Source organism: Corynebacterium sp. HMSC075F02 (genome assembly GCF_001838335.1).
GTDB classification, from domain to species: domain Bacteria; phylum Actinomycetota; class Actinomycetes; order Mycobacteriales; family Mycobacteriaceae; genus Corynebacterium; species Corynebacterium jeikeium_D.
Window position 1 is genome coordinate 39,391 of record NZ_KV836304.1, and the last position, 24,132, is coordinate 63,522.

General features: G+C 57.1%; 21 protein-coding genes and 2 tRNA genes. 13 read left to right on the forward strand and 10 right to left on the reverse strand.

The window, feature by feature from the left end:
* Positions 1-178: 178 nt before the first annotated feature.
* Together trxA and HMPREF2920_RS00810 are read left to right on the forward strand one after the other, a co-directional pair.
* On the forward strand, positions 179-499 hold the full coding sequence (trxA, locus tag HMPREF2920_RS00805; RefSeq protein ID WP_016421730.1) for a thioredoxin: 321 nt from the start codon (positions 179-181) through the stop codon (positions 497-499).
* 410 nt (positions 500-909) lie between these two features.
* The gene (locus HMPREF2920_RS00810) at positions 910-2,094 is read left to right on the forward strand and encodes an N-acetylmuramoyl-L-alanine amidase (RefSeq protein ID WP_048733139.1); all 1,185 of its coding nucleotides are present in this window, start codon (positions 910-912) and stop codon (positions 2,092-2,094) included.
* A gap of 26 nt (positions 2,095-2,120) precedes the next feature.
* Here HMPREF2920_RS00810 and HMPREF2920_RS00815 read toward each other — a convergent pair whose 3' ends face one another.
* The 8 genes from HMPREF2920_RS00815 to rpmH all read right to left on the reverse strand — a co-directional run bounded on the left by HMPREF2920_RS00815 (position 2,121) and on the right by rpmH (position 8,641).
* On the reverse strand, positions 2,121-3,074 hold the full coding sequence (locus tag HMPREF2920_RS00815; protein ID WP_016421732.1) for a hypothetical protein: 954 nt from the start codon (positions 3,072-3,074) through the stop codon (positions 2,121-2,123).
* A gap of 11 nt (positions 3,075-3,085) precedes the next feature.
* On the reverse strand, positions 3,086-4,363 hold the full coding sequence (locus HMPREF2920_RS00820; RefSeq protein ID WP_016421733.1) for a ParB/RepB/Spo0J family partition protein: 1,278 nt from the start codon (positions 4,361-4,363) through the stop codon (positions 3,086-3,088).
* 21 nt (positions 4,364-4,384) lie between these two features.
* The gene (locus HMPREF2920_RS00825; protein ID WP_016421734.1) at positions 4,385-5,341 is read right to left on the reverse strand and encodes a ParA family protein; all 957 of its coding nucleotides are present in this window, start codon (positions 5,339-5,341) and stop codon (positions 4,385-4,387) included.
* Between the two features lie 278 nt (positions 5,342-5,619).
* A complete protein-coding gene (gene rsmG, locus HMPREF2920_RS00830) occupies positions 5,620-6,255 on the reverse strand; it encodes a 16S rRNA (guanine(527)-N(7))-methyltransferase RsmG (RefSeq protein ID WP_231367212.1) in 636 nt (211 codons plus the stop codon).
* Between the two features lie 320 nt (positions 6,256-6,575).
* Positions 6,576-7,724 (reverse strand): membrane protein insertase YidC, encoded by a 1,149-nt coding sequence (yidC, locus tag HMPREF2920_RS00835; protein ID WP_049189412.1) that lies wholly within the window; start codon positions 7,722-7,724, stop codon positions 6,576-6,578.
* A gap of 86 nt (positions 7,725-7,810) precedes the next feature.
* Positions 7,811-8,143, reverse strand: coding sequence for a membrane protein insertion efficiency factor YidD (gene yidD / locus HMPREF2920_RS10545; RefSeq protein ID WP_080969543.1), 333 nt, complete (start codon positions 8,141-8,143; stop codon positions 7,811-7,813).
* The gene (gene rnpA / locus HMPREF2920_RS00840; protein WP_049170110.1) at positions 8,103-8,483 is read right to left on the reverse strand and encodes a ribonuclease P protein component; all 381 of its coding nucleotides are present in this window, start codon (positions 8,481-8,483) and stop codon (positions 8,103-8,105) included. Before rnpA ends, yidD begins: the two co-directional genes overlap by 41 nt.
* Before the next feature lie 20 nt (positions 8,484-8,503).
* Entirely contained in the window at positions 8,504-8,641 is a 138-nt protein-coding gene (rpmH, locus tag HMPREF2920_RS00845) for a 50S ribosomal protein L34 (RefSeq protein ID WP_005511646.1), read from the reverse strand.
* A 694-nt stretch (positions 8,642-9,335) separates the two neighbouring features.
* On the opposite strand from rpmH, the gene dnaA reads away from it, so the two are divergent.
* The 7 genes from dnaA to HMPREF2920_RS00880 all read left to right on the forward strand — a co-directional run bounded on the left by dnaA (position 9,336) and on the right by HMPREF2920_RS00880 (position 19,968).
* Positions 9,336-11,084 (forward strand): chromosomal replication initiator protein DnaA, encoded by a 1,749-nt coding sequence (gene dnaA / locus HMPREF2920_RS00850; RefSeq protein WP_049189411.1) that lies wholly within the window; start codon positions 9,336-9,338, stop codon positions 11,082-11,084.
* A gap of 503 nt (positions 11,085-11,587) precedes the next feature.
* Positions 11,588-12,778, forward strand: coding sequence for a DNA polymerase III subunit beta (gene dnaN, locus HMPREF2920_RS00855; protein WP_070600956.1), 1,191 nt, complete (start codon positions 11,588-11,590; stop codon positions 12,776-12,778).
* Between the two features lie 9 nt (positions 12,779-12,787).
* Positions 12,788-13,987, forward strand: coding sequence for a DNA replication/repair protein RecF (recF, locus tag HMPREF2920_RS00860; RefSeq protein WP_048731375.1), 1,200 nt, complete (start codon positions 12,788-12,790; stop codon positions 13,985-13,987).
* A gap of 5 nt (positions 13,988-13,992) precedes the next feature.
* Positions 13,993-14,655 (forward strand): DciA family protein, encoded by a 663-nt coding sequence (locus tag HMPREF2920_RS00865; protein ID WP_005511606.1) that lies wholly within the window; start codon positions 13,993-13,995, stop codon positions 14,653-14,655.
* A 289-nt stretch (positions 14,656-14,944) separates the two neighbouring features.
* Complete coding sequence (gyrB, locus tag HMPREF2920_RS00870) at positions 14,945-16,984, forward strand: DNA topoisomerase (ATP-hydrolyzing) subunit B (protein ID WP_016421743.1); 2,040 nt, start codon at positions 14,945-14,947, stop codon at positions 16,982-16,984.
* 96 nt (positions 16,985-17,080) lie between these two features.
* Positions 17,081-17,968: an alpha/beta fold hydrolase gene (locus HMPREF2920_RS00875; RefSeq protein ID WP_049189410.1), complete on the forward strand. Its 888-nt coding sequence runs from the start codon at positions 17,081-17,083 to the stop codon at positions 17,966-17,968.
* A 47-nt stretch (positions 17,969-18,015) separates the two neighbouring features.
* Complete coding sequence (locus HMPREF2920_RS00880; RefSeq protein WP_070853972.1) at positions 18,016-19,968, forward strand: alkaline phosphatase family protein; 1,953 nt, start codon at positions 18,016-18,018, stop codon at positions 19,966-19,968.
* Positions 19,969-19,981: 13 nt separating this feature from the next.
* Here HMPREF2920_RS00880 and HMPREF2920_RS00885 read toward each other — a convergent pair whose 3' ends face one another.
* Both HMPREF2920_RS00885 and HMPREF2920_RS00890 read right to left on the reverse strand, forming a co-directional pair.
* The gene (locus HMPREF2920_RS00885) at positions 19,982-20,320 is read right to left on the reverse strand and encodes a hypothetical protein (RefSeq protein ID WP_016421746.1); all 339 of its coding nucleotides are present in this window, start codon (positions 20,318-20,320) and stop codon (positions 19,982-19,984) included.
* Positions 20,317-20,544 carry a CopG family transcriptional regulator gene (locus tag HMPREF2920_RS00890; protein ID WP_070429074.1) on the reverse strand — a complete coding sequence of 76 codons (228 nt, stop codon included), beginning with the start codon at positions 20,542-20,544 and terminating at the stop codon, positions 20,317-20,319. The genes HMPREF2920_RS00885 and HMPREF2920_RS00890 overlap by 4 nt, the downstream gene beginning before the upstream one ends.
* A gap of 257 nt (positions 20,545-20,801) precedes the next feature.
* Between HMPREF2920_RS00890 and gyrA the strand changes: the two genes are divergently transcribed.
* The 4 genes from gyrA to HMPREF2920_RS00910 all read left to right on the forward strand — a co-directional run bounded on the left by gyrA (position 20,802) and on the right by HMPREF2920_RS00910 (position 24,036).
* Positions 20,802-23,318, forward strand: coding sequence for a DNA gyrase subunit A (gene gyrA, locus HMPREF2920_RS00895; RefSeq protein ID WP_246821089.1), 2,517 nt, complete (start codon positions 20,802-20,804; stop codon positions 23,316-23,318).
* A gap of 4 nt (positions 23,319-23,322) precedes the next feature.
* Entirely contained in the window at positions 23,323-23,655 is a 333-nt protein-coding gene (locus tag HMPREF2920_RS00900) for a DUF3566 domain-containing protein (RefSeq protein ID WP_016421749.1), read from the forward strand.
* 203 nt (positions 23,656-23,858) lie between these two features.
* Positions 23,859-23,932 (forward strand) — tRNA-Ile (locus HMPREF2920_RS00905).
* A 31-nt stretch (positions 23,933-23,963) separates the two neighbouring features.
* Positions 23,964-24,036 (forward strand) — tRNA-Ala (locus tag HMPREF2920_RS00910).
* The last annotated feature ends 96 nt before the right edge of the window (positions 24,037-24,132 follow it).

The window sequence follows — 24,132 nt, forward strand, 5'->3', positions numbered from 1 at the left end:
AACACCATTAATTAACAATTTAGTACTTCACTCGCACCACCGGAAGCCCTAATTTTTGACGCCTTGAGCGCCAAATCCGTACGCGAGGCTGAAGAAGCTAGGTTGAAAAATTAGAATCAAGACCACAAAACAAAACCACTAAGAACTCAAACGAGCTCATTCTAAGGAGAAGAATTTCATGGCTCCGGTAACCGTCACCGCCAACACCTTTAAGTCCGATGTCCTCGAATCCGATAAGCCGGTGCTTGTTGATTTCTGGGCAGAGTGGTGTGGCCCGTGTAAGAAGATTGCTCCCGTTTTGGACGAGGTTGCGACCGAGCTCGATGGCAAGGCCGTCATCGCCAAGGTCAACGTTGATGAGGAGCGTGCACTGGCTGGCATGTTCCAGATCATGTCCATCCCAAGCCTGCTCCTATTCAAGGACGGCAAGAAGGTCGAAGAGATTCGCGGAGTCCGCCCGAAGGGCGAAATCACGTCGCTCATCGAAAAGCACCTTTAAAAGAACTTGGGGTTGCTCCTTATCCGATACGAGGTTACGACTGCCCACCCGTCACTTCGCTATTGCCACCTTCGTTGGACACACCCCATTATGATGTGACTGAAGTTGTGGTTGTGATTTAGAGTTAGTCCTGGGGTTCTGCCGTCGGGCTAGCCGACGCGCCCTCGTAACAATCAATTCGCGCCTGCGACCTGGTAATCTTGCTGGAAATGGCGGTTTACGTCTTCCTTAATACCGTGAAGGAACCAGGTTGCCGCCAACTTGAGAGGTATTGCTGACCATATCCTCTGAGAGTGCGCGAGATTTCTTAACTGAAGTTTCGTTTAGCTCACTGGCCAGTAATACTGATTAAGTGTTGTGAGGACCCACAACGGCCTAAACATAATTGTGGAGTTCGGAAGGGAGTTTTCGTGCCAGAGTTTCTGAAGGTGGGCGATAGGTCACCTCGTGTAGCCGAGGTACGTTCTACCCTGGCTCGTCTTGGGCTTCTGCCCAATTGGGAGGGCTCAGCCGCGGAGGAGAACTCGCCTCAGTGGTCTGGTGACGATGACCTCTTTGATGAGGATATGCGCAACGCTCTCCTGGCGTTCCAACAGTCCCGCGGTGTCTATGCCGACGGGATCATCCGCGACAGCACCCTGCGCCTACTGCGAGAAGCCTCGTACACTCTGGGCACCCGCGTACTGTCCTACGATCCACTGTCACAAATGACCGGTGAGGACGTAGGCGTTCTCCAAGCTACCTTGCAGGAACTCGGCTTCCACGATGCCCGAGTAGACGGCCACTTTGGCCCGAAGACCGATGCCTCTGTACGTGAATACCAGCTCAATTACGGGCTGGAGCCCGACGGTATCTGTGGTCCCGTTACTCTCCGGGCGCTCAGCTACTTGGGCAGGAGGGTTACTGGTGGCTCTGTAAACGCCTTCCACGAGAAGGAAATACTGCGCACGATGGGGCCGAAGCTCTCTGGAAAGCGCATTGTCATTGATCCAGGTCTTGGGGCAGGGGAGCCCGGCATTGTGGTCGACGGCCCTTACGGTCAGATTTCTGAAGAAGAGATTCTTTGGGATTTGGCCTCTCGCATTGAGGGTCGCCTTGTCGCGGCAGGTGCAGAGACTATTCTGTCTCGTCCTCGTACCGACAATCCGTCCATCGAGGATCGCGCTGAGATGGCCAACGCATTTGGCGCTGACGTCTTCATCTCCCTGCAGGCCGACCACTATCACAACAACCGCGCCAGCGGTATTGCGACTTTTTACTTTGGCTCGATGAAGGGCTCCAACTCCATTCTGGGCGAACAGCTCTCTGGCCTTATCCAGCGAGAGATTGTTGCCCGTACGAGCCTGGTAGACTGCCGCTCGCACGCCCGTACCTGGGATCTCCTCCGTCTGACCAGGATGCCCACGGTGGAAGTCGCCGTTGGTTACCTGACCAACGAGGATGACGTCGCAATTCTTTCTTCCCCAGATCAGCGTGACGTAATTGCCGAATCTATCGTTGTCGCTGTAAAGCGTCTGTACCTGGGCGATGAAGAGCAGCAGCCAATGACCGGCGCTTACAGCTTTGCGCAGCTGATTGAAGAGGAAAAAGCCTAAACACGGCTGATCAATCAAACCCGGCGCTAAAGACTGAACAGCTTTGAGCGCATAAAGGGTTCTTTCGCACTTAGATCCAACGCATGGCCGATTTCTTCGTCCCAATCCAATTCCGCATCCAACTCGATACGGAGTTTCGGATGAATCGGATGTGGAGTGACCACCCGAAACCCGGAGTCAAGAAGGGTTCGCGTACGAATCAAATCACCGGCGTTATGGTTAATCGCCGCCAACGAATCTGAAATACACGGCTTAGGATTTAGCTTTTCTTCAAGTTGCGCTTCGAAATCAGCGATTAGGTTCTCCGTACCGTCGTCAGGCGTTGGCGACGACGGCGTAAATGCCGACATAGAATCCGCCGTGCCACTGCAACCAAACGCTTCTACCGCTGAAATCCCGCGCAGCGCGAGCTTGTGCAGAGCGGTCACAATGAGCACGCGGAGCATGTCATCGTCAACCTCTAAAGCGTTGTAATGCAGACTCGTCAGCGCAATCGCATCCGGCGATATTGGTCCGGAAGGCATGGAAAATGTCGTCGGGCAGAAGCGTGGCGGAGCAAAGAGCAGCGTGCCGACGGTCTCAGGTTTCCCATCGATAAGTGATGCCGGTGGCTTTCGTCGTAGCGAATATCCGCACGGTCCCCAGGAAAGGTAGACGGTATTGAGCCATGCTTCCTTCTCCAAGCGCACCTGGGCGGCTAAATCAGGGCTTAAATCGCCATTTAAGAGGCTTTCACTAGCTCCGCCTGGCCGAGTAGGGGGTTGGCCGTCCGAATGCTTTAAATCACCGTTAGGCGCTTCATCCTCTTCTGGCGTGCTGGGGTCCAAATTAGGTTCGCGCGGCTCAGTCGAGAACTGGGGTAGGGCAGTTGCTGTACGGATATGCTCCATGCCCTGTTCCCAAAACAGGCTTAACATCGTCTCTGGATAGATTCCCTCGATGTCGGCCAGCGAAATTTTCTCGATGAATACTTCAGTCACAGTAACCGGGTTTACTCTTCGTCGAGATGCATCAGTGACATGATGCGATCAAAGTCCTCGAGGTTGCCGAATTCGATAACGATTTTGCCCTTACGCTTGCCCATCTGGGCAGTCACCTTCGTATCAAAAGAATTGGACAGGCGGTCAGCCCAATTGTGAAGGACCTCCGGCTGCGGAGTGGGCTCACGGTGCTGCTTTTTCGGTCGCTCGCCGGCATTGAGTAATGTCACTGCTTCTTCGGTCGCACGGACGGATAGTCCTTCAGCAACAATTCGCTCGGCGAGGCGCTGCTGTTCTTCCTTACCTGCCTTAACTCCAAGCAAGGCACGTGCGTGACCAGCCGACAGAACACCGACCGCTACTCGTCGCTGTACCTCCACCGGCAACTGCAAGAGTCGAATCATGTTGGTAATAACGGGCCGCGAGCGACCGATTCGATCCGCCAGCTCTGCCTGAGTTACACCAAACTCTTCGAGTAGCTGCTGGTACGCAGCGGCCTCTTCGAGTGGGTTCAGCTGAACGCGATGGATGTTCTCTAGTAGGGCATCGCGAAGCATGTCCTGGTTTGGAGTATCGCGAACGATGGCGGGAATCGTGTCGACCCCAGCTCGCTGAGAAGCACGCCAGCGACGTTCACCCATGATGATTTCAAACTCGGGTTGCGGCGCGTTCGGATCTTCCTTGCGCGCTGCCTCGAGTGCGGCCGCACGACTATCCTCAGAGATTGGTCGTACGATAATCGGCTGCAATAGACCGAACTCACGAATAGAGTGAGCGAGCTCATTTAGGGGCTCCTCATCGAAGACCTCTCGTGGCTGCTTCGGGTTCGGCGTGATCAGCTTCAAGTTGATCTCGCGATAGGTCGCGCCAAACTCGTTTGCGGCCGAAGCGTCAACATCGGTAGCCTCGGCGCTGCCATGGTCCGCTGCTCCCGACGTCGTCGAGGGCAATGTTTCACGTGAAACATCACTAGACTTACCAATAACCTTATCGTCACTGTGACGTTTCTGCGCCTCATTGGTATGAGGTTTGCTCTGGCCGGATTTTGCAGATTTTCCGGCGTTTTTGCCTTCAGTCAACGAGGTGCCGGATCCCGTCGCGGCTGCCCCCAGTACGTCGGCAACTCCGCTACTTCCAGGCTGCTTCGTCCCCTGGGTACGGCGGGGACCGAAGATAATATCCGCGGCACTCTCACCTACCGAGGGGTTAGCCGCCGGAGCAGTTGGGATCAGCGCGGCGATACCGCGACCGAGCCCTCCCTTGCGGTTCTCCTTTTTTTGATTCGACATCGGTAACTACTCCTAGTGGCTTTAATTTGTCTCAGTGGAATTGGACGGGGTAGGGGAGGAAGCTGGTTTTTGCCCAATCGCACTTCCACCCGGAACTGCGGAATAGTCGCCACGCGTTGCCAATTCCTTCGCGGCGTCAAGATAAGCAACTGCGCCCCGAGACCCTGGATCGTAGGAAATTACGGTCTGCGAATATCCCGGCGCCTCCGATACCTTCACGGATCGAGGGATGAGATTACGTAGCACAACCTCACCGAAGTAGTTACGAACCTCATTGGCAACTTCTTCCGAAAGCTTGGTGCGGCCATCGAACATAGTGAGCAGCACAGCAGAAATATGTAGCTCCGGATTGAGATGCTGACGAATCATCTGCACGTTATTCATCAGCTGAGTCACACCCTCCAAGGCGTAAAACTCACACTGAATCGGAATCAAAACCTCGTTGGCGGCAGTCATCGAATTCAGAGTCAACAGACCGAGCGAAGGAGGGCAGTCAATAATGAGAAAGTCAAAGCCGTTGTCAATCAGGTACTGATCTGACACTGCATCGAGAAGTCGGCGCTCACGGTTCAGGAGCGAGACCAGCTCAATCTCGGAGCCCGCCAAGTCCAACGTCGCTGGCACACAAAAGAGATTCTCAGATTCAGGGGAACGCTGGATGACATCGTCAATCTGTAGTTCGCCAATTAGAAGCTCATACGTCGACGGGGTCCCGGAAACATGCTCAATCCCCAGGGCCGTAGAAGCATTTCCCTGCGGGTCATTATCGATGACTAGCACCTTGAGACCATGCCGCGCGAGCGCCGACGCGATGTTGACTGCCGAAGTGGTCTTGCCCACGCCACCCTTCTGGTTGGCGATAGTAATACGGCGCGGGCGTTCGGGGCGTGGAAGCGATAAACGGTTCGGGGCCTTAACTTGCGCTGCCCGTTGAGCTGCCGCAGCGATGGGTGTGTCTTGCCAGGACTTCCGGCTCATTAACTATTCCCCTTACAAGCACAGCAATCACCAATCATGGCCACTGGAGTGCGAATAAAAACTTAGTAACTATCTGCAAAAGCGTAATCATCAAGCCCCAACAAGCGTTAGACGCCGACGATTGTGGAAATGTTTCACGTGAAACATCCACCTTGGCCGGTAGGACTTTGCCATACCGCGATACTTATCCCACTCTAGCCCGACGGCACTACGCGCCTCAATGTCGAAACCAAAACACAAGCGAACCGGCAGTGGAGTAGGGGAGGGGGACTTACAACCTACTTCTTCTGAATAATCACGGCGTACGTCGAAGTTCCCAACACGGAACCGCCAACCTCTACAACGCGGGGATTAGTTCCCTTCGCCTTGGCAATAAGCTTTGCGTCCCGATCAATCTCCTCTTGCGCAGTTCCACCCTTCAGTGCAACCATCGCGCCTCCGGATTTAACTAAAGGAAGCGACCAGCCCGCCAATTTCCCAAGAGGGGCAACAGCGCGAGAAGTGACGACATCTACTTGGCCAACCTCAGCGCGAACCACTTTCTCCTCAGCGCGGCCGCGAACCACGGTCACATTGTCCAGCTCGAGATCTTCCACAACTTCGTTCAAGAAAGTCGTACGGCGCAGCAATGGTTCTACAAGAACCACCTTCAAATCTGGTCGTGCAAGAGCAAGCGGAATCCCGGGCAAGCCTGCCCCCGAACCAATGTCCGCAACTACAAGCCCTTTGCCTATCGCTTCTCCAACTACCGCAGAATTGATAATGTGCCGATCCCACAGCTTTGGAGTTTCACGTGGCCCAATCAAACCTCGGACTGTAGCCTCCTCAGCCAACCATGAGTGGTAGCGGTATGCTCGATCGGCATTCCCTCCAAACACGGTATCTATCACCGAACGCAGATCCGCATCGACCAAACCTGCGGAGGCTTCTTGATTATCGACGTCTTTCGCGGAGTTACTCAACAGTTCCACTAACCTTTCCAATGGGGCAGCTGTGCCGTCACCCGTCGAGCTTTTCATTACCCCTAGTGTACGACAGTGCAACAGCGATGTTTCACGTGAAACATTGATCAAAGTTGGATGCCAAACTCCAGGCCCCGGAGAAAATTACATGCCTGTAATAACAGTGACGTTGTTTGCTCGATAGAGCACGAAGGCAAGCAAAAACGCCCCGCATCAACTGCGGGGCGTTTCGATTAATTAACTTATGTAGACGAAGGGCGATTCCACTTCAGCTATTTCTTTTTCCGCTTCCGGTTCTTCCGATTTGCGGGTTTCTGTCCTGGCGCTGGCTTCGAGGCTGGGCCCTGCTGTCCCTTCCCCGAATTACCATCCGGAAGATGGCTAGAAGCCTTGTTCGCTGCAGAGGCCTGACCGGACTGCGCCTGCTGCGCATTCTGCGCTGCCTGACGCTTGCCACCCTTCTTCGGATTGATTGGCTTCTGGCCAACCTTCGGAGCGAGCTTCTCCTGTGCCTCGCGCTTGGCAGCCTTCTTAGCTGCGACAGCTTCCTTCTCTTCCTCATCCAGCTTGCCGAAGATGTAGCGCTGCTGGAAGTAGGTCCAGACGTTGTTAGTCACCATGTAGACAAGAAGACCGATGTGCCAGAAAGCACCGGTAACAAGAATCATGATCGGGAAGAACCAAAGCATCATCTTGTTCATCATGTCCATCTGCTGACCCATAACGCCTTCCTGGCGCTTCACCAGACCGGCTTCCTGGCGGGCACGCGTGCGGTCAACAGACATGCGAGCGTTGAAGTGCGTTGCAAGTGCCGCAATAACAATCAGCGGAATGGCAACGATCATGATGTCCATGCGGGTGAAGTCCGCAGGCGTACCAGGCACAGTAAAGGCTGCGTATTGATCCTCGCCCATACCAACCGAACTGGACAGTGGAGCATTGAGCACACGAGCCAGCAGGAAGGACCGCACCTCATCTACACCGAAGACGTAGTTAGGCGTATTCCAGTTCTGCTCCACCGACATGCGAAGCGCATTGCCCGTCGTACCCGTTCGGTTGAACGAACGCAGCACGTGGAAAAGGCCAATGAACACAGGCATCTGAACCAGAATCGGCAAACAGCCGCCGAGCGGGTTGACACCCATTTCCTTCTGTAGCTGGCGCATAGCAAGAGCCTGAGCCTGCTGATCGTTCTTGTACTTCTCCTTGATGGCCTGCATCTCAGGAGCGAGCTGCTGCATCTTGATGGCAGAACGCTGCTGGTTCAGCATCGGCTTAAACAGGAGGATACGGATGGTGACCACAAGCAAAATAATGGCCAGCACCCAGGAGATACCCGAGGAGGGATCGAATAGGAAACCTGAGGCCTTATGCCAGAACCACAGGATGGCCGAAATCGGCACATACACGAAATTGAGCACGGTCTAAGATCACTCCGTTCTTTAGGGGACAGCGCACTCGCGCCTTCGTCTACAAAGCCCCGTCAAAGGCTAAGCATTACTAGAGGTTACCTGTGCATTCGCCTCAACCACGAACCCAGGCCGGGGAATGTGGCAGGAACTGGATCCCAGCCACCCGGATGCCAGGGTGCGCAACGGAAGATGCGCAAGAAAGTCAGCCACAGGCCACGAATAGCTCCGAAACGGCGCACAGCCTCAAGACCATATGCGGAGCACGTCGGTTCAAAACGACATGTGCTCGTGGGCTTCAGATTAGAGATACGACGGCGGTAGAAGAGAATCGCCCTCTCAGCCACACGTGCGCCGGGGGTCTGAGCGAGGGGGCCGTCGTCAAGCGAATTAGCGCCGACGTTCGTATGTGGCGAGTGCCGATTGCACATCGTGGGACAGCTCCTGGCTGGTGGCTGTGGCAGATGCAGGCAGCGCGCGAACGACAATGTCCATGGTGGACGGAAGATTCTGCGCGGCCGCGGCCATAACATGGCGGAGCCTGCGGGATACAGCGTGACGAGTCACGGCGTTGCCCACAGCTTTAGATACGACAAGACCGACACGCGGACCACCAAACCTGGCAATCTGCGTATCGGTCTTATCTTCACCGCCAGAAGCGGCGGTGTCACGAATATGCAAGACCAAGGTCTTGCGTCCGATTCGGCGTCCACGTCGTACGGTGACCGTGAAGTCACGCGAAGAACGCAGCTTATTGCTCTGAGGGAGCACCGAAATCGGTGTCCTCTTGCTTAAGCGGACAGGCGGGCACGGCCCTTGCTGCGGCGTGCTGCCACAACGGCGCGACCGGAACGGGTACGCATACGGGTACGGAAGCCGTGCACGCGTGCACGACGGCGGTTATTCGGCTGGAACGTCCGCTTCGACACGGTTGACACTCCTTGAAACTCAAACGACCACGAGTCCACGCTGAACACACCGCAGTAAACTCCTCGCTTCGAGTGCGAGGCAGCGATGCGTCTGACGCATTCCCGTGATGCACGGAAAAATTACTTACCGACAGATTGAAAGCTACATGCGTTCTGTCGGGTCCAAGCACAAGCTCGGACTCATATCTCAATGGATATGAAACACCCAGATAGGTTACGTCGAATCGGGCGAGAAATTCAAATCAACACGCCGGATTTACCTGGAGAATCATTTTCCAAGTTTTCCGACGGTACCGATGTTGACCTGTGGAAATACTGACCTATGCACTGCAATCCACAGGGTGTTTATCCCATTAGCTGTGGATAACTTCCACACCATGAATCACAGCGAGCAGGGGAAATAACGTGTTTACCTAGGTAAACGCAGACTAGGGGGCTATTTTTCATTGTGGGCAAACTGTGGATAAACTGTTAGTCAATTAGCGACAAGGTTTATCCACAGGTGTGGACAAACATGTGGAAGTCCTGCTCGGGGCGTATAGCACCTTGTGTAGAAACACCCCACAGGGCGAATTACAAGAAATAGCCCCCAAATGGGCAGATATGGCGCTCTCGCCATGCCAAAAACACTCCACAAAAACAGGTCGCCTCGATAAATTTGATGAACGTAAACATGTAAAAGGACATTCACACAGTGAGCGAACAACCAGAATTGCCAGGTGGACTCTGGGAGCAGGTCGTTTCTATCCTGACTTCACCAGAAGGTGTGCCGGAGTTGGGCATTGCACCACTACGCCCGCCACACAAGGCACTGCTGCGGTCAGTGACGCACACTGGTGACTTTCCAGGTTTTTTCCTGCTCAGCACTCAATCGCCAGTGGTGCAGGCGCTGGTAAAAGAAGAGCTCAAAGGCATTATCGAGGCCGTCTTAGCTTCGCTGACCGGCGAGGAGTTGGAAACAGTCATCACCGTTGCCGATCCTGCTGACGACGCTGAAGATAGCCAGGCAGCAGAGACCACTCAACCATCTGCACAGCACTCGGGGCAGATGCCATCTGCAGCTTCGCGTCCGCAGCAGGCTCAGCGTCAACAGCCAAACCAGCAGCACCAGCAGCAATCTGGCCGCAACTACCCGTTCCCCAGTGCAGATACGAACGACTTCAATCTCCACGAGCAGCACCAGGGATCGACGCAGACGCCACAGGTGTCGCAGACGCACCAGCCGAATGTCCATAATCAGCAGAGTGCCCAGTCACAACGCCGATCGATGGACGCCGTAGATTCGATGGCCCAGGGGCTTTCGCACTCATCTGCCGAGAATCCAATGACTATTGCTGATCAGCGCCAGGTCACAAGTCCTTTCCGCTCCGAGAGCCACGGCACTCCAACCGAGATGAGCATGCCTTTCGAGGAGCCCACCCTCAACCCGAACTACACCTTCGAGACCTTCGTTATTGGTCCGCAGAATAAGTTCGCCGCTGCAGCCGCCGTCGCTGTTGCGGAGTCTCCGGGGCGCACCTACAACCCGCTGTTTATCTCCGGCGGTTCGGGTCTTGGCAAGACGCACCTGCTCCACGGCATTGGTCACTACGCCAAGCATTTGTACCCTAACCTGCGGGTTCGTTACGTTTCCTCGGAAGAGTTCACCAACGACTTCATTAATTCCGTGCGTGACGACGCCCAGGAATCCTTCAAGCGTCGCTACCGCGATTTGGACATGCTCATCATCGATGACATCCAGTTCTTGGAGGGCAAGGAAGGTACACAGGAAGAGTTCTTCCATACGTTCAATGCCCTGCACCAGTCCAATCACCAAATTGTGCTGTCGTCGGACCGCCCACCACGCGAGCTTAAGACCCTGGAGGATCGCCTTCGTACCCGCTTCCAGTGGGGGCTCAATCCGGATCTGCAATACCCGGACTTGGAGACGCGAATCGCAATTCTGTCGAAGAAGGCACAGCTGTCTGATTTGGTCGTTCCGCATGATGTACTCCAGTACATCGCGGAGAACACCTCGTCTTCTATTCGTGAGCTCGAGGGGCGTCTACTGCAGATTAGCGCTCACGCATCCATGATTCATGAGCCTGTGACCTTGAAGTTTGCGCAGGAGATCCTCGGTGCCGACGAAATCGAGGTGCAGATTACCCCGGAGATCATCATCTCCACCACGGCTGAGTACTTCGACCTAACGGTTGCGGATTTGGTGGGCCCGGGTAAGACTCGTCCGGTCGCTCATGCTCGCCAGATCGCGATGTACTTGACGAGGTCCTTCACTGAGCTTTCGTTGCCGTCGATTGGCCGGGAGTTCGGAAATCGTGACCATTCGACGGTTTTGCACGCTGAACGCAAGATTGTTAAGGAAATTCAGGAGAAGAAGCCCTCAAAGGACCAGGTCAACGACCTGACTACGCGCATTCGAGACCGAGCTCGCGGCACGGCTTAAAAACCTTGGGCTCTGCGTGCGGAATTCTTGTTATTAACTGCGGTTTTTCCGTGCACAGAGCTGTGGACAACTCGTAAATTTTGTGGATGAAAGATGAAGCCCGAACACTATCCACAGACACCCCAAGTTATCCACAGTTAGACGCACTGGTTATCCACAGCTCGAAACCGGTGAAGACCAGCGGGAATCATGTAATTTCACAATGTGCACACCCCCTATTACTACTCCCGACTTTAAAAATCTCTAGAAACTTCTAGATAAAAGGGGGCCTGCGCACAACCTCGGGCAAACAACCTCTGGCGCACAACTTCATAAATGCCAAGAACGAGTAAGAAACTACGATTAAGCACTAGACGGACTACAAGAATCCCAGTGAGGTCTTTGGCAGTCTGCAGTAGAGTTGTACGATGGAATCTTTGTAACTCCAGTCATGTGCGCTGACATAGCGTGCTGACAACACAAAAGACGGCTAATAACAGACATCCAATACCGGTGGAGGAACGATGGAGCAGACCGATGTCCGTATTCGCGCGGCTAAGGACGATCTCGCGGGTGCGGTGAGCTGGGTTGCTCGTAACCTGCCTGCACGCCCGACTCAGCCGATTCTGCGTGGCATGATTTTTCTCGCGGATGACAATGGTCTGCAGCTCGCTGGCTATGACTACGAGGTCTCGACTCAGATTCGTATTAGCGCAGAGGTCGATGAGCCCGGTCGCTTCGCCGTCAATGGCAAGTTGGTTTCTGACATTGTCTCTAAGCTGCCGAATAAGCAGGTAGAGATGCACTTTGATGGCACGAAGGTCATCGTTCGCTGTGGTTCTTCCCGCTTCGAGTTGCCAAGCCTGACCTTGGAGGATTACCCGCAGCTACCAGAAGCTCCGGCTGCTACCGGCACTGTCGATGCCGCTCTGCTGGCTGAGGCTATTGGTCAGGTCGCTATCGCTGCCGGCAAGGATGAGTCGCTGCCGATGCTGACCGGTATCCGGATGGAAACCGAAGGTAACGAAGTCACTCTCGCTGCCACCGACCGTTTCCGCCTGGCGGTTCGCAGTTTCGAGTGGGAGCAGATCCCGGAGGGGGAGACCAAGCTGCTCATCCCGGCAAAGACCTTCGCGGAGACTGCCCGCACTCTCGATACCACTTCCAGCGAGCCAGTGACCTTGGCATTCGGCGACGGATCCGATGATCGTGAGGTCGGCTCCGAAGGTCTGCTGGCTATCCTCGCCGATCCTCGTCGCACTACCACGCGATTGCTGGACGCCGAGTTCCCGAAGTTCCGTCCGCTGCTGCCGAAGCAGCATTCCTCCATGGCTGTTGCTCGTGTTGACCAGCTGCAGGATGCCATCCGTCGTGTGTCTCTGATGGCGGATCACGGTGCGCAGATTCGCATGGACTTCTCCGATGGCCAGGTTGTCCTTTCCGCTCATGGCGACGAGGTCGGTCACGCAGAAGAGACTGTGGCCTGCAACTTCTATGGGGAACCACTTCTGATCGCCTTCAACCCGCAGTACCTGCTCGAGGGGCTCAGCGCTGTTCGCTCCCACCGCGTTCTGCTGGGCTTTACGCAGCCGTCGCGTCCCGCGATTCTCATTCCAGAGCCGGAAGCTATCCCGGAGCTCGGTGAGGACGGCTTCTACCCAACGCCGGAGACCGACTTCACTTACCTGCTGATGCCTGTGCGCCTGCCGGGCTAGTCTGCGGCTATGCACATTCGGTATTTGTCCTTGCGGGACTTCCGCTCCTGGCCGGAGTTGGAAGTCGAGTTCACGCCTGGAATTACCGTATTTACCGGGCAAAATGGCTACGGCAAGACCAATATCGTCGAGGCCGTTGGGTATCTCTCCACGCTCGGTTCGCATCGAGTGTCTACGGATGCTCCGCTGGTTCGTTCGGGGACCCCGTCGGCACGCATTTCGGCGACGGCGGTCAATGATGGCCGAGAGCTGACGGCGCATCTGCTCATCAATCCGCATCGCGCGAATCAGGCGCAGATTAATCGCACGCGGCTGAAGTCTCCGCGGGAGCTGCTGGGGATCGTCAAGTCGGTCTTTTTCTCGCCCGAGGATCTCACGTTGGTCAAGGGCGAGCCCGCGTCCCGTCGCCGCTACATCGATGATTTGCTCGCTTTACGACGGCCACTGTCCGCAGGTATCCGCATTCAATATGACAAGATCTTGCGTCAGAAAAATGCGCTGCTGAAGTCGGCGGGCTCGACGCTGCGCCGTGGCTATTCTTCCTCGGAGGGGCAGGCCGCACTGAGCACGCTGGACACCTGGGATGCGCAATTGGCGCAGGTGGGAGCGGCGTTAATGGCTGCGCGCATGGATTTGATCGCCGAGCTTTCCGAGCATGTCAGCGAGGCCTATGCCACGCTTGCCCCGCACTCGCGCCCAGCCACGATTGCCTATGCGCCGAAGGTCGACAGTCTGGATGGCGGGCCATTGCCCAGCGAACCGGAGCTGCTCGAGGCACTGCTGCTGACGAAGATGGCGGAGCGCCGCACCGCGGAGATTGAGCGCGGTTCCTGTCTCGTTGGTCCGCATCGCGATGATCTCAACCTCATTCTCGGCAATGACCCCGCCAAGGGCTTCGCTAGCCACGGCGAGACCTGGTCTTTTGCACTCGCGCTGCGTCTCGGCGCGTACTTTTTGCTCCGTGCCGATGGGCCCGACCCGATCTTGGTGCTTGACGACGTGTTTGCGGAGCTCGACCGGCATCGTCGGGAAGCTCTCATGGAAATCGCGCAGCAGGCTGAGCAGGTGTTGATCACCTCGGCGGTGGGAGAGGAGTTGCCTCAGGCACTGGTCGAGGATTCTTCGGTGACCCATCACACGGTAACGGTGGCGCAGACTGAGCAGGGGCGAATCTCACTGCTGGATGAAAACCCAGTCGCGGAAGAGTGACGGGTATGGTCGAGAACATGGAGCCGGATAACTCACCGGAAGAGGAAAACGACCTGATCAGTGACGCTTTCTTCCGCATGCGCGATGCCGCTAAGGAGGGCGGTCACAAGTTACCGAATCTCCAGCGGCCACCGAAGAAGAAGGGCTCGTGGTCTGGCCTCGATAGCCGTGTGCCTGTGAAGGCCGCGGAGGGGATCGTTGCGGACGTCGATAAGCAGCGGGCAGCGCAAGCAGTGGTGCGAGATCGTGCCGGTACGGTGATTTCGCCGAGCTTATTGAAGGAGGCGGGGATTCGGCTGTACCGGAAATATGACCGTCGACCTGCGCCGATTGGTGCGGTGCTGAATAAGGCAGTAGTCGATCGCGGCTGGCAGATCCACATTGCCCACGGTGTGATCATGACGGAGTGGGATTCGATGGTCGGCAAGGTTGTCGCGGAACACTCCCAGGTCAAGGAGTTCAAGGACGGCACTTTGGTGGTCGAGTGCCAATCGACAGCATGGGCAACACAGCTGCGGCTAGCACAGCGACAGGTTTTGAAGTCGATTGCGGAACGCGTCGGGGATGGAGTGGTTGAGGAAATTAAGGTGCTGGGGCCAAAAGCGCCGAATTGGCGCAAGGGCAAATTGCACATCGAGGGCCGAGGACCGCGTGATACTTATGGGTAAAGGTCGGTAAACGGTCTACGAATAACCGTCGGTATGCGTAAAACTGCGAAATTTGGTCCTTTGAGCGCATCGGCTATATCCACAGTAGGGGACTACGTTGGGGTAAGATGGGCAGGAGAAAACCGGCAGGCGGTTCTTGAGACGTTATCGACTTCCGAACTAGCCAGACCTATCTAGTAGTCCTAGGTGGTTCTGGCTGGCGCCGATAGCGCTTGACCGCCGGCCTATTTTTCGCGCGCTGACGAATGTTGTGCGGGGAGAGAACCAAGAATAGGAGACGCGCCGAACCGTGGCTGCTACCGAACATCAATATGACGCCTCATCGATTACCATCCTCGAGGGCCTCGAGGCCGTGCGTAAGCGGCCGGGTATGTACATTGGCTCGACTGGTGAGCGTGGCTTGCACCACCTGGTGTGGGAGGTTGTAGACAACTCCGTCGACGAGGCGATGGCGGGTTACGCCACCGATGTTGAGGTCACTCTGCTGGAAGACGGCGGCGTTCAGGTCCGCGATAACGGCCGTGGTATTCCTGTCGAAATGCACCCGTCGGGCATGCCGACGGTGCAGGTGGTTATGACTCAACTGCACGCCGGCGGCAAGTTTGACTCCGAGTCCTACGCTGTTTCCGGTGGTCTGCACGGTGTGGGTATTTCGGTGGTTAACGCGCTGTCGACGCGTATGGAAACCGAGGTCATCCGTGATGGCTACACCTGGTACCAGAACTTCGACCAGGCCGTCCCGGAAGAAATTATCCGAGGTAAGAAGACTCGTGGTTCGGGCACCACACAGCGTTTCTGGCCGGACCCGGAGATTTTTGAGACCACCGATTTCAAGTTCGACACCATTTCTCGCCGCTTGCGTGAGATGGCGTTTTTGAACAAGGGCCTGACCATCACGTTGGTGGACAAGCGTGTCTCCGAGGAAGAGCTCGAGGCTGAGGCTCTGGCGGAGCAGGCGGAGACCGAATCCGCTGAAATCGCCAAGGATGCGGTTGAGGAGCAGAAGGAGAAGGCAGAGAAGACCACCAAGCCGAAGGAGCGCCGCAAGGTCTTCCACTACCCGAATGGTCTGCGGGACTATGTCGAGACTCTGAACAAGTCGAAGAACATCATCCACCCGACCATCATTTCCTTCGATGCTGCAGGTGACGGCCACGAGGTCGAGATTGCAATGCAGTGGAACTCGGGTTACTCCGAGTCGGTGCACACCTTCGCCAACACCATTAACACCATTGAGGGTGGCACGCACGAAGAGGGCTTCCGTTCTGCGTTGACATCGCTGATGAACCGCTATGCGCGTGAGCACCGCCTGTTGAAAGAGAAGGAAAACAACCTCTCCGGCGAGGACTGCCGTGAAGGTCTCGCTGCCGTGATTTCGGTGAAGGTCGCCGATCCGCAGTTCGAGGGCCAGACGAAGACGAAGCTCGGTAACACCGAGGTGCGTTCCTTCGTCCAGCGCATGACTAATGAACACATCGGTCACTGGCTGGAGGCCAATCCGGCTGAGGCCAAGGCCATTGTTAACAAGGCCATTGCTTCGGCACATGCCCGTCAGGCGGCTCGTAAGGCCCGTGACCTGGTGCGTCGTAAGTCCGCGACCGATCTTGGCGGTCTTCCGGGTAAGTTGGCGGACTGCCGTTCGAAGGATCCGAAGCAGTCCGAGCTGTTCATCGTGGAGGGTGACTCCGCAGGTGGTTCTGCAAAGGCAGGCCGAAACTCGCTGTTCCAGGCCATTTTGCCGCTGCGCGGTAAGATCTTGAACGTCGAGAAGGCGCGCCTGGATAAGACGCTGAAGAATAACGAGGTCCAGGCCATTATTACGGCGCTGGGCACCGGTATTCACGACGAGTTCGACATCGAGAAGCTGCGCTACCACAAGATTGTGCTGATGGCCGACGCCGACGTCGATGGTCAGCACATTGCCACGCTGCTACTGACGCTGCTGTTCCGTCTGATGCGTCCGCTGATTGATGAAGGGCACGTCTACCTCGCCCAGCCGCCGCTGTACAAGCTCAAGTGGGCCAAGGGTGAGCCGGGCTACGCCTACTCCGATGCTGAGCGCGATCAGCTGCTGGAAGAGGGGCTGGCTGCCAACCGCAAGATCAACAAGGACGATGGTGTTCAGCGTTACAAGGGTCTCGGTGAGATGAACGCCGCTGAGCTGTGGGATACCACCATGGATCCGGATCACCGCGTGCTGCGTAAGGTCGCCCTCGAGGACGCGCAGAAGGCCGATGAACTGTTCACCATTCTGATGGGCGATGACGTCGCTTCACGACGTTCGTTCATCACCCGTAATGCGAAGGACGTTCGCTTCCTCGACGTTTAAGCCGGTACCTGGTTTTAGTTTTCGCCTTGTCGGTTCCCCTGACAAAACCTCAGTTCAGCCATTAATGTTTATGAAATGGAAGATACTCGGGGAAGCATGGTCAACGGGGAACCGCCAGTCGAGCCACGTATTGTGCAGGAGACTTTGCCAGATGGCTCCGTGACCCCGATGGCGCTTCGGTTTCCCGAAGGTTCGCCTCGGGGCATTGTCGTTATTTGGCCGGGCTTTGGCATGGGTGCTCGCTACTACCGGCCGATTGCCCAAGAGTTACAGCGTCGAGGTTTTTGCGTCCTGACCTCGGAGTTGCGCGGCCAGGGTAACCAGACTGCGGTGGCCACCCGCCGTCACAATTGGGGCTACCAGGATCTCGCATCGGTGGATTACCCGCTGGCCGTGGCGCGGGCTCGCAAGGAGTTTGATCACCTCGCGGCAGGGGAGAGCACAGGGGAGAAGCTACCCGTCTACTTGCTGTGTCATTCCATGGGCGGTCAGATTGCCTCGCTGTATCTGGCCCGACCGGAAGCGGACGTGGCCGGCGTAGTGATGGTCGGCTCCGGTACTCCGCACTACAACTGTTTTACTGGCAACGAGTACAAGCGGCTTCGCTACGGTGCACCGTTTATGCAGGTGGTGTCCCAGATCCTGGGCTATTGGCCAGCGGGCAGGCTTGATTTGGCCGGCTATGGCCGCCAGGCTCGTAACCATGTGGTGGAGTGGGCGCGGTTCTCGCGCACGGGTCTTCTGCGACCGCGCGGTGCGGATATCGACTACGCCGCTGAGATGCCGAAGGTGACCACCCCGGCGCTGCTGCTGAACTGTGGTGGTGACCGTGACTGCCCGGAGGCTTCCGCACAGGCGCTGGCACGGATGCTGCCGAATTCGGCAAAGTACGAGTTCATTGAGCAGCGGCTGGGCCACAATCGCTGGGCGCGTGAGCCACAGGCTGTGGTTGACCGTCTAGAGCAGTTTATTGAGGAAATTTAAACCGCAATTTTCCAGCTGGTAATCTGCGCTTCTTAACGTAGATGCCTATGGCAACTTCACCTAAAAATATATCTGAATTTTCCCGTCGGCACTTCCTGCAGACCGCCGCAGGAGTCGGTGCTGTCACCGCTGCGAGCACGCTGCTGCCGCCATCATTGCGCCATGCACTCGCGCAGCCCCGACCGGCTGGCTCCCTCGACCAGGTTGAGCACGTTGTCGTGTTGATGCAGGAAAACCGCTCTTTTGATCACTACTTCGGCACTCTCCGAGGTGTGCGGGGGTACAACGACAATTCCGCTTTGCCGGGCGTTTTCAACCAGAGTGGGGTCAGTCCATACCTGATTCGCAACGCCGCTAATCGCGGTGATCTCTCGGTGGAGTACATTGCAAGTTTGCCGCACGGTTGGGAAGACGGGCAGGTTGCACTAAACGGCGGCCGCTGTAACGGCTGGATCGAGGCTAAGGGCAAAGGCACGATGGCCTGCTATGACCGTCAGGACATCGCGTTCCAATTCGCACTCGCAGAGACATTCACTATCTGTGATGGCTACTTTTCTTCAATGCCTACGTCGACAAGCCCGAACCGCAACTACCTGTTTTCGGGTGATACCCGAAAGGAACCGTGGGGGACTGGAGCGGTTGGCAATGCGGCGTACGAGCCGACGCACCCGGGGTACAGGTGGCGCACGTATGCCGAGGATCTCTCGGCGGCTGGGGTGCCATGGCGCGTCTACCAGGAGTGGGATAACTACACGGACAACAACCTGGATTTCTTCGCCGCGTTTCGAAATATTGGCCGCAAGGTCATTCGTGAGGCCGGGCTGCCTGGTCTCGACATGACGGGCTTCCACGAGGAGCTGCTGGAACTGGGCGATGGGATGCCGCCAACTGCAGAGCAGCAGGAGATGGTCGACCGCCTGAATGCCGCTGTGGAGAAGCTGCCTGAGGCGGAACGGAATCTCTACGATCGTGCACTTTACCGTCGCCAGCCGGGCACGCTCGCTGATGCTTTCCGACGGGACGTTGAATCCGGACAGCTGCCAAAGGTGTCCTGGATTGTGCCGTCGGCCGCGGAAAGCGAGCACCCGGGAGCGTCCTCGCCGATTCAGTCGGCGAATATCACTTACCGCCTGTTGGATGCGTTGGCCTCCAACCCGGAGGTGTGGGCCAAGACCGTCTTCCTGATTAACTTTGACGAGTTTGATGGTTACTTCGACCATGTGGTGCCGCCGCTGCCGCCGAAGAATGAGCCGGGGGAGTGGTACCTGGGCAAGCCGAAGGGGCTCGGGTTCCGTGTCCCGATGACTGTCATTTCACCGTGGTCGGTGGGTGGTTTGGTGTCCTCAGAGGTCTTCGATCACACTTCGGTGATCCGTTTCCTGGAGCAAGTCACCGGCGTGAGCTGCGGAAATATCACTGATTGGCGTCGTCGGGTATGTGGTGATTTGGTATCCACACTCGACTTCTCGGCATCTGCGGGAATGCAGCTTCCAGAGCAGCCGGGACCAGCGCCAGAGTTTGTGAAGCGCTGGGAGGCGGAGCCGGCCGGTGACTATCCGGTGCAGGAGTCCGAGCAGGCGACCGCGCTGCCGACACCGTACCGGCTGCACGTCTACCTCAAAGACGGCAATCTTGTACTGGTCAATGACGGTTCCCGTGAGGCTGTTTTCGCTGTTTACAGTGGCAATAAGGTGGAGCATCACACGGTGCTCGGTACGTTAGAGCTGCGAATTGGACTCCTGGAGCGCGAACTTACCGTGTGCGGCCCGGATCGCTTCCTGCGTGTATTCAGCAAGACGGCGAAAGAGTTGCCGGAGGTCACTTTGGAGCACGCGGCGGGACGTGTTCTAGTTGGCGGGCAGGACCGGACGGCTGATTATGTCCGTGATGGTTGGTACGAGGTTGAGCTGGCTGAAGGTGAGGCCACGGCGTATTACACGGGCCGGCTGGAGTCCGGCAATCGCATTCCGACCAGCCCGTTTACCCGAAAGAGTGACTAGGCCCTGTCCCCGGCTAAGTGCCGCCTTTGACCAGATCCCACGTCTCTGCGAATGACAGCTCTTCGCCGTTGGTGGTGAGGAGTATGTGTGCAAGTAGTGCGCCCAGTGCGGTGTTGCCAAAACTTAGTGGTTTCACGTGAAACGTTGCGTAAGCGACCGCCTGCGCTGCCGCAGAAATCGCGGGAAAGCTACGGTGACCAGCAATGACTCCTGAGCTGGCGGCGACAATAGCGCTGATTGTCCACGGCCTCGCAAGTGTAGCGTCGACCAATTCCGGCACTGTGGCCACCAGTTCATCGGTGGCCGCCAGGATAGCGGCCTCGCTGAGAGGCTGAATCTGGGGCGTGCTCATTCCTGTGCTCCCCGGGGCCTCGGGGAGCACAACTTTCGCAGCAGCGCCATGTCAGTATCAATTACGCTTGCCGTAATTTCCCGAGCCTGACCTTGCTGAAGGGCTCTCGCTGCGGCGGATTCGATGGCGCGAATGGCGGCCTCGTGTTTAGACACGCCCTCCATGTGCGCCAGCAGCGCCAGAGCGGTGTCCTGTTCTTTCGTGAGTCTCAAGGTCATCGCCATCGCATTTGCTCCTTGCTGCCTAGCTTGTGCCGTCTTATTCGTCTCTACTAGGCCTAAAACCCCAGATTTGATACCACAATGGTATCGAAAAGTTGCACACGGCGTCGTAAAGCGGGCTCTAAAGCCCTGTAGAATGGATGCGAACCTCTTTTAAGTAAAGGAAGCAGTCATTGAGCGACGATAACAACAACGACGGCTCATCTTTCGGAAGTGGAGTATTGGGCCACCAGGTTCGCCCGATCGACATCAATGAAGAGATGCAGTCGAGCTATATCGACTACGCCATGAGCGTGATTGTTGGCCGTGCGCTGCCGGAGATCCGTGATGGTCTCAAGCCGGTGCACCGCCGCATTCTCTACGCCATGTTCGACAACGGCTACCGCCCGGAGCGCGGCTATGTGAAGTCCGCAAAGCCGGTTTCGGACACGATGGGTAACTACCACCCGCACGGCGACATCGCTATTTACGACACCATGGTGCGCATGGCGCAGCTGTGGTCCATGCGTTATCCGCTTGTCGACGGTCAGGGTAACTTCGGCTCCCGCGGTGACGACGGCCCCGCAGCTATGCGTTACACCGAGGCCCGTCTGACGCCGTTGGCCATGGAAATGGTGCGCGACATTCGCGAAAACACCGTCGATTTCCAGCCGAACTACGACGGTCGTACGACAGAGCCGGTTATTCTGCCGTCGCGTGTCCCGCAGCTGTTGATGAACGGCTCTGGCGGTATTGCCGTCGGTATGGCCACCAATATCCCACCGCACAACCTGCGTGAGGTCGCGGATGCCATCAACTGGTGCCTGGACAACCCGGAAGCGGATGAAAAGACCACGCTGGATGCGGTCATGGAGCGCATCAAGGGCCCGGATTTCCCAACTGCCGCCCAAATTGTCGGCGACAAGGGCATCAAGGAGGCCTACACCACCGGCCGTGGTTCGATTCGCATGCGCGGTGTGACCTCGATTGAGCAGGAGGGCACCCGTCAGTCGATTGTCATCACTGAGCTGCCGTACCAGGTCAACCCGGACCGCATGATTGCCAACATCGCGGATCAGGTCAAGGATGGTCGTCTGCAGGGCATTGCCTCGATTGATGATGAATCCGACCTGAAGTGGGGCATGCGTATCGTCGTCAAGCTCAAGCGCGACGCCGTACCGCGTGTGGTGCTGAACAACCTGTACAAGCACTCCCAGCTGCAGACCAGCTTCGGTGCGAACATGCTCGCCATCGTCGACGGTGTGCCGCGTACGCTGCGCATTGACCAGATGGTGACGCTGTATGTCGCCCACCAGATTGAGGTCATCGTTCGACGGACCCAGTTCCGCCTGGACGAGAAGGAAAAGCGCGCCCATATCCTGCGTGGCCTGGTCAAGGCTCTGGATATGTTGGACGAGGTCATCGCCCTGATTCGCCGGTCTGCCACGGTTGATACCGCGCGCACGGGCCTGATGGGTCTGCTCGAAATCGACGAGATTCAGGCTGACGCCATTTTGGCGATGCAGTTGCGTCGCCTGGCTGCTCTGGAGCGCCAGAAGATCATTGACGAGTTGGCTGAGATCGAGCTCGAGATCGCCGACCTGAAGGACATCCTGGCCAAGCCGGAGCGTCAGCGCGCCATCGTTAAGGAAGAGCTGGGCGAGGTAGTGGAGAAGTACGGCGATGACCGTCGTACCCAGATTGTGGCCGCTGAGGGCGACGTCACCGAAGAGGACCTCATCGCCCGCGAAAACGTGGTTGTGACCATTACTTCCACGGGCTACGCCAAGCGCACCAAGGTCGATGCCTACAAGGCCCAGCGCCGTGGTGGCAAGGGCGTGCGCGGTGCGGACCTGAAGCAGGACGACATTGTCCGCCACTTCTTCGTCTGCTCCACGCACGACTGGATTCTGTTCTTCACCAACAAGGGTCGCGTCTACCGTCTCAAGGCTTACGAACTGCCGGAGGCCACTCGTGCCGCCCGCGGCCAGCATGTCGCCAATCTGCTGGAGTTCCAGCCGGAGGAGCGCATCGCCGAGGTGCTGCAGATTCAGAGCTACCAGGACAGCCCGTACCTGGTGCTGGCCACCAGCGAGGGCAAGGTCAAGAAGTCTCGCCTGGAGGACTACGAGTCCGCTCGTTCCGCTGGCCTGATTGCCATCAACCTGCGCGAAGGCGACTCCCTCATCGGTGCCCGTCTGTGCTCTGCTGACGATGACCTGCTGCTCGTCTCCGAGCGCGGCCAGGCTATCCGCTTCACCGCCTCCGACGACGCGCTGCGCCCGATGGGCCGCGCCACTGCCGGTGTCCAGGGCATGCGCTTCAAGGGCGACGACAAGCTGCTCAGCATGGTCGTGGTCGAGGAAGAGCACAACCTGCTGGTCGCAACGACCGGCGGCTTCGGCAAGAAGACCAAGCTCAGCGAGTACACCCCGCAGAACCGCGGCGGTATGGGCGTGCTGACGCTCAAGTACGACCCGAAGCGTGGTCCGCTGATGGGCGCCCTGGTGGTCGACAACGACGACGAAATCTTCGCTGTCACCTCCGCCGGCGACATCATCCGCACCAACGTCAACGAGATTCGCGCCACCTCGCGTGCCACCAAGGGCGTGCGCCTGGTCAACCTCGCTGACGGTGTGGAACTGCTGGCTATCGACCGCAACGTCGAAGATGAGGGCGAGGAGACCGCTTCTAAGGTCTCTGAGGCCGGAACGCTGGACGTAGTCCCGAAGCGCACCGGCGCCACCAAGAGCACCGGTGCTGCCGAGTCCGGTGACTCGGAGGCGGAGAAGGAGTAAGCGCATGGCCGAAACTAACTTGGTAGTCGACAAGGTGAGCCCCTGGTCCGCCATGCGCATTACGGCGGCCACTGGTTTCATTTGCTTCCTCGTCTGGCTTGCCGCGGTTGGCCTGCTCTACCTCTTGCTCTCCGGGATGGGATTGCTCGCTCCGATTAGTGAAATGGTCGGCGGGGAGGATTCCATCAGCGCGGGTCTCGTCCTTGGCCTGGCGGCCGCTGTAGGAGCGCTGTGGTGGGTGCTGTCGATTGGGCTCATGGCTCTCGGCGCGGTCATCTACAACGCTTGCGGCGGTCTCGTCGGAGGTCTCAAAATTTCGCTTGCCGACGACGACTAGGCTGCCTAGCCTCCCGCTGGCCCCGGTGTCACCCCCGTTCGGTGGCTCCGGGGTCGCGTTGGTTCAGAGGTGTTTTCAGTGATCTGGTTATGGAGTAGCCGTAATGACTACTTAATGACTACTTTTTAACTCAATATTTAGGCCTCTGACCAGGCGATTTGTGAAGTGTCATGGTTACGGGTTAAGTTATATCTCGTTCCACGGGGCCTATAGCTCAGGCGGTTAGAGCACTTCGCTGATAACGAAGGGGTCGGAGGTTCAAGTCCTCCTAGGCCCACTGCCGAACAAGGTATAATTGCTCGGTGTACGGGGCTTTAGCTCAATTGGTAGAGCACCTGCTTTGCAAGCAGGAGGTCAGGGGTTCGATTCCCCTAAGCTCCACAAGGAACAAAATCCCCCGGTCGTAAGGCCGGGGGATTTTTGCGTTTTGGGGATGTAGAAGGGGGGGTTAAGTAAAGAAAAGTGTGTCTTTTCCGG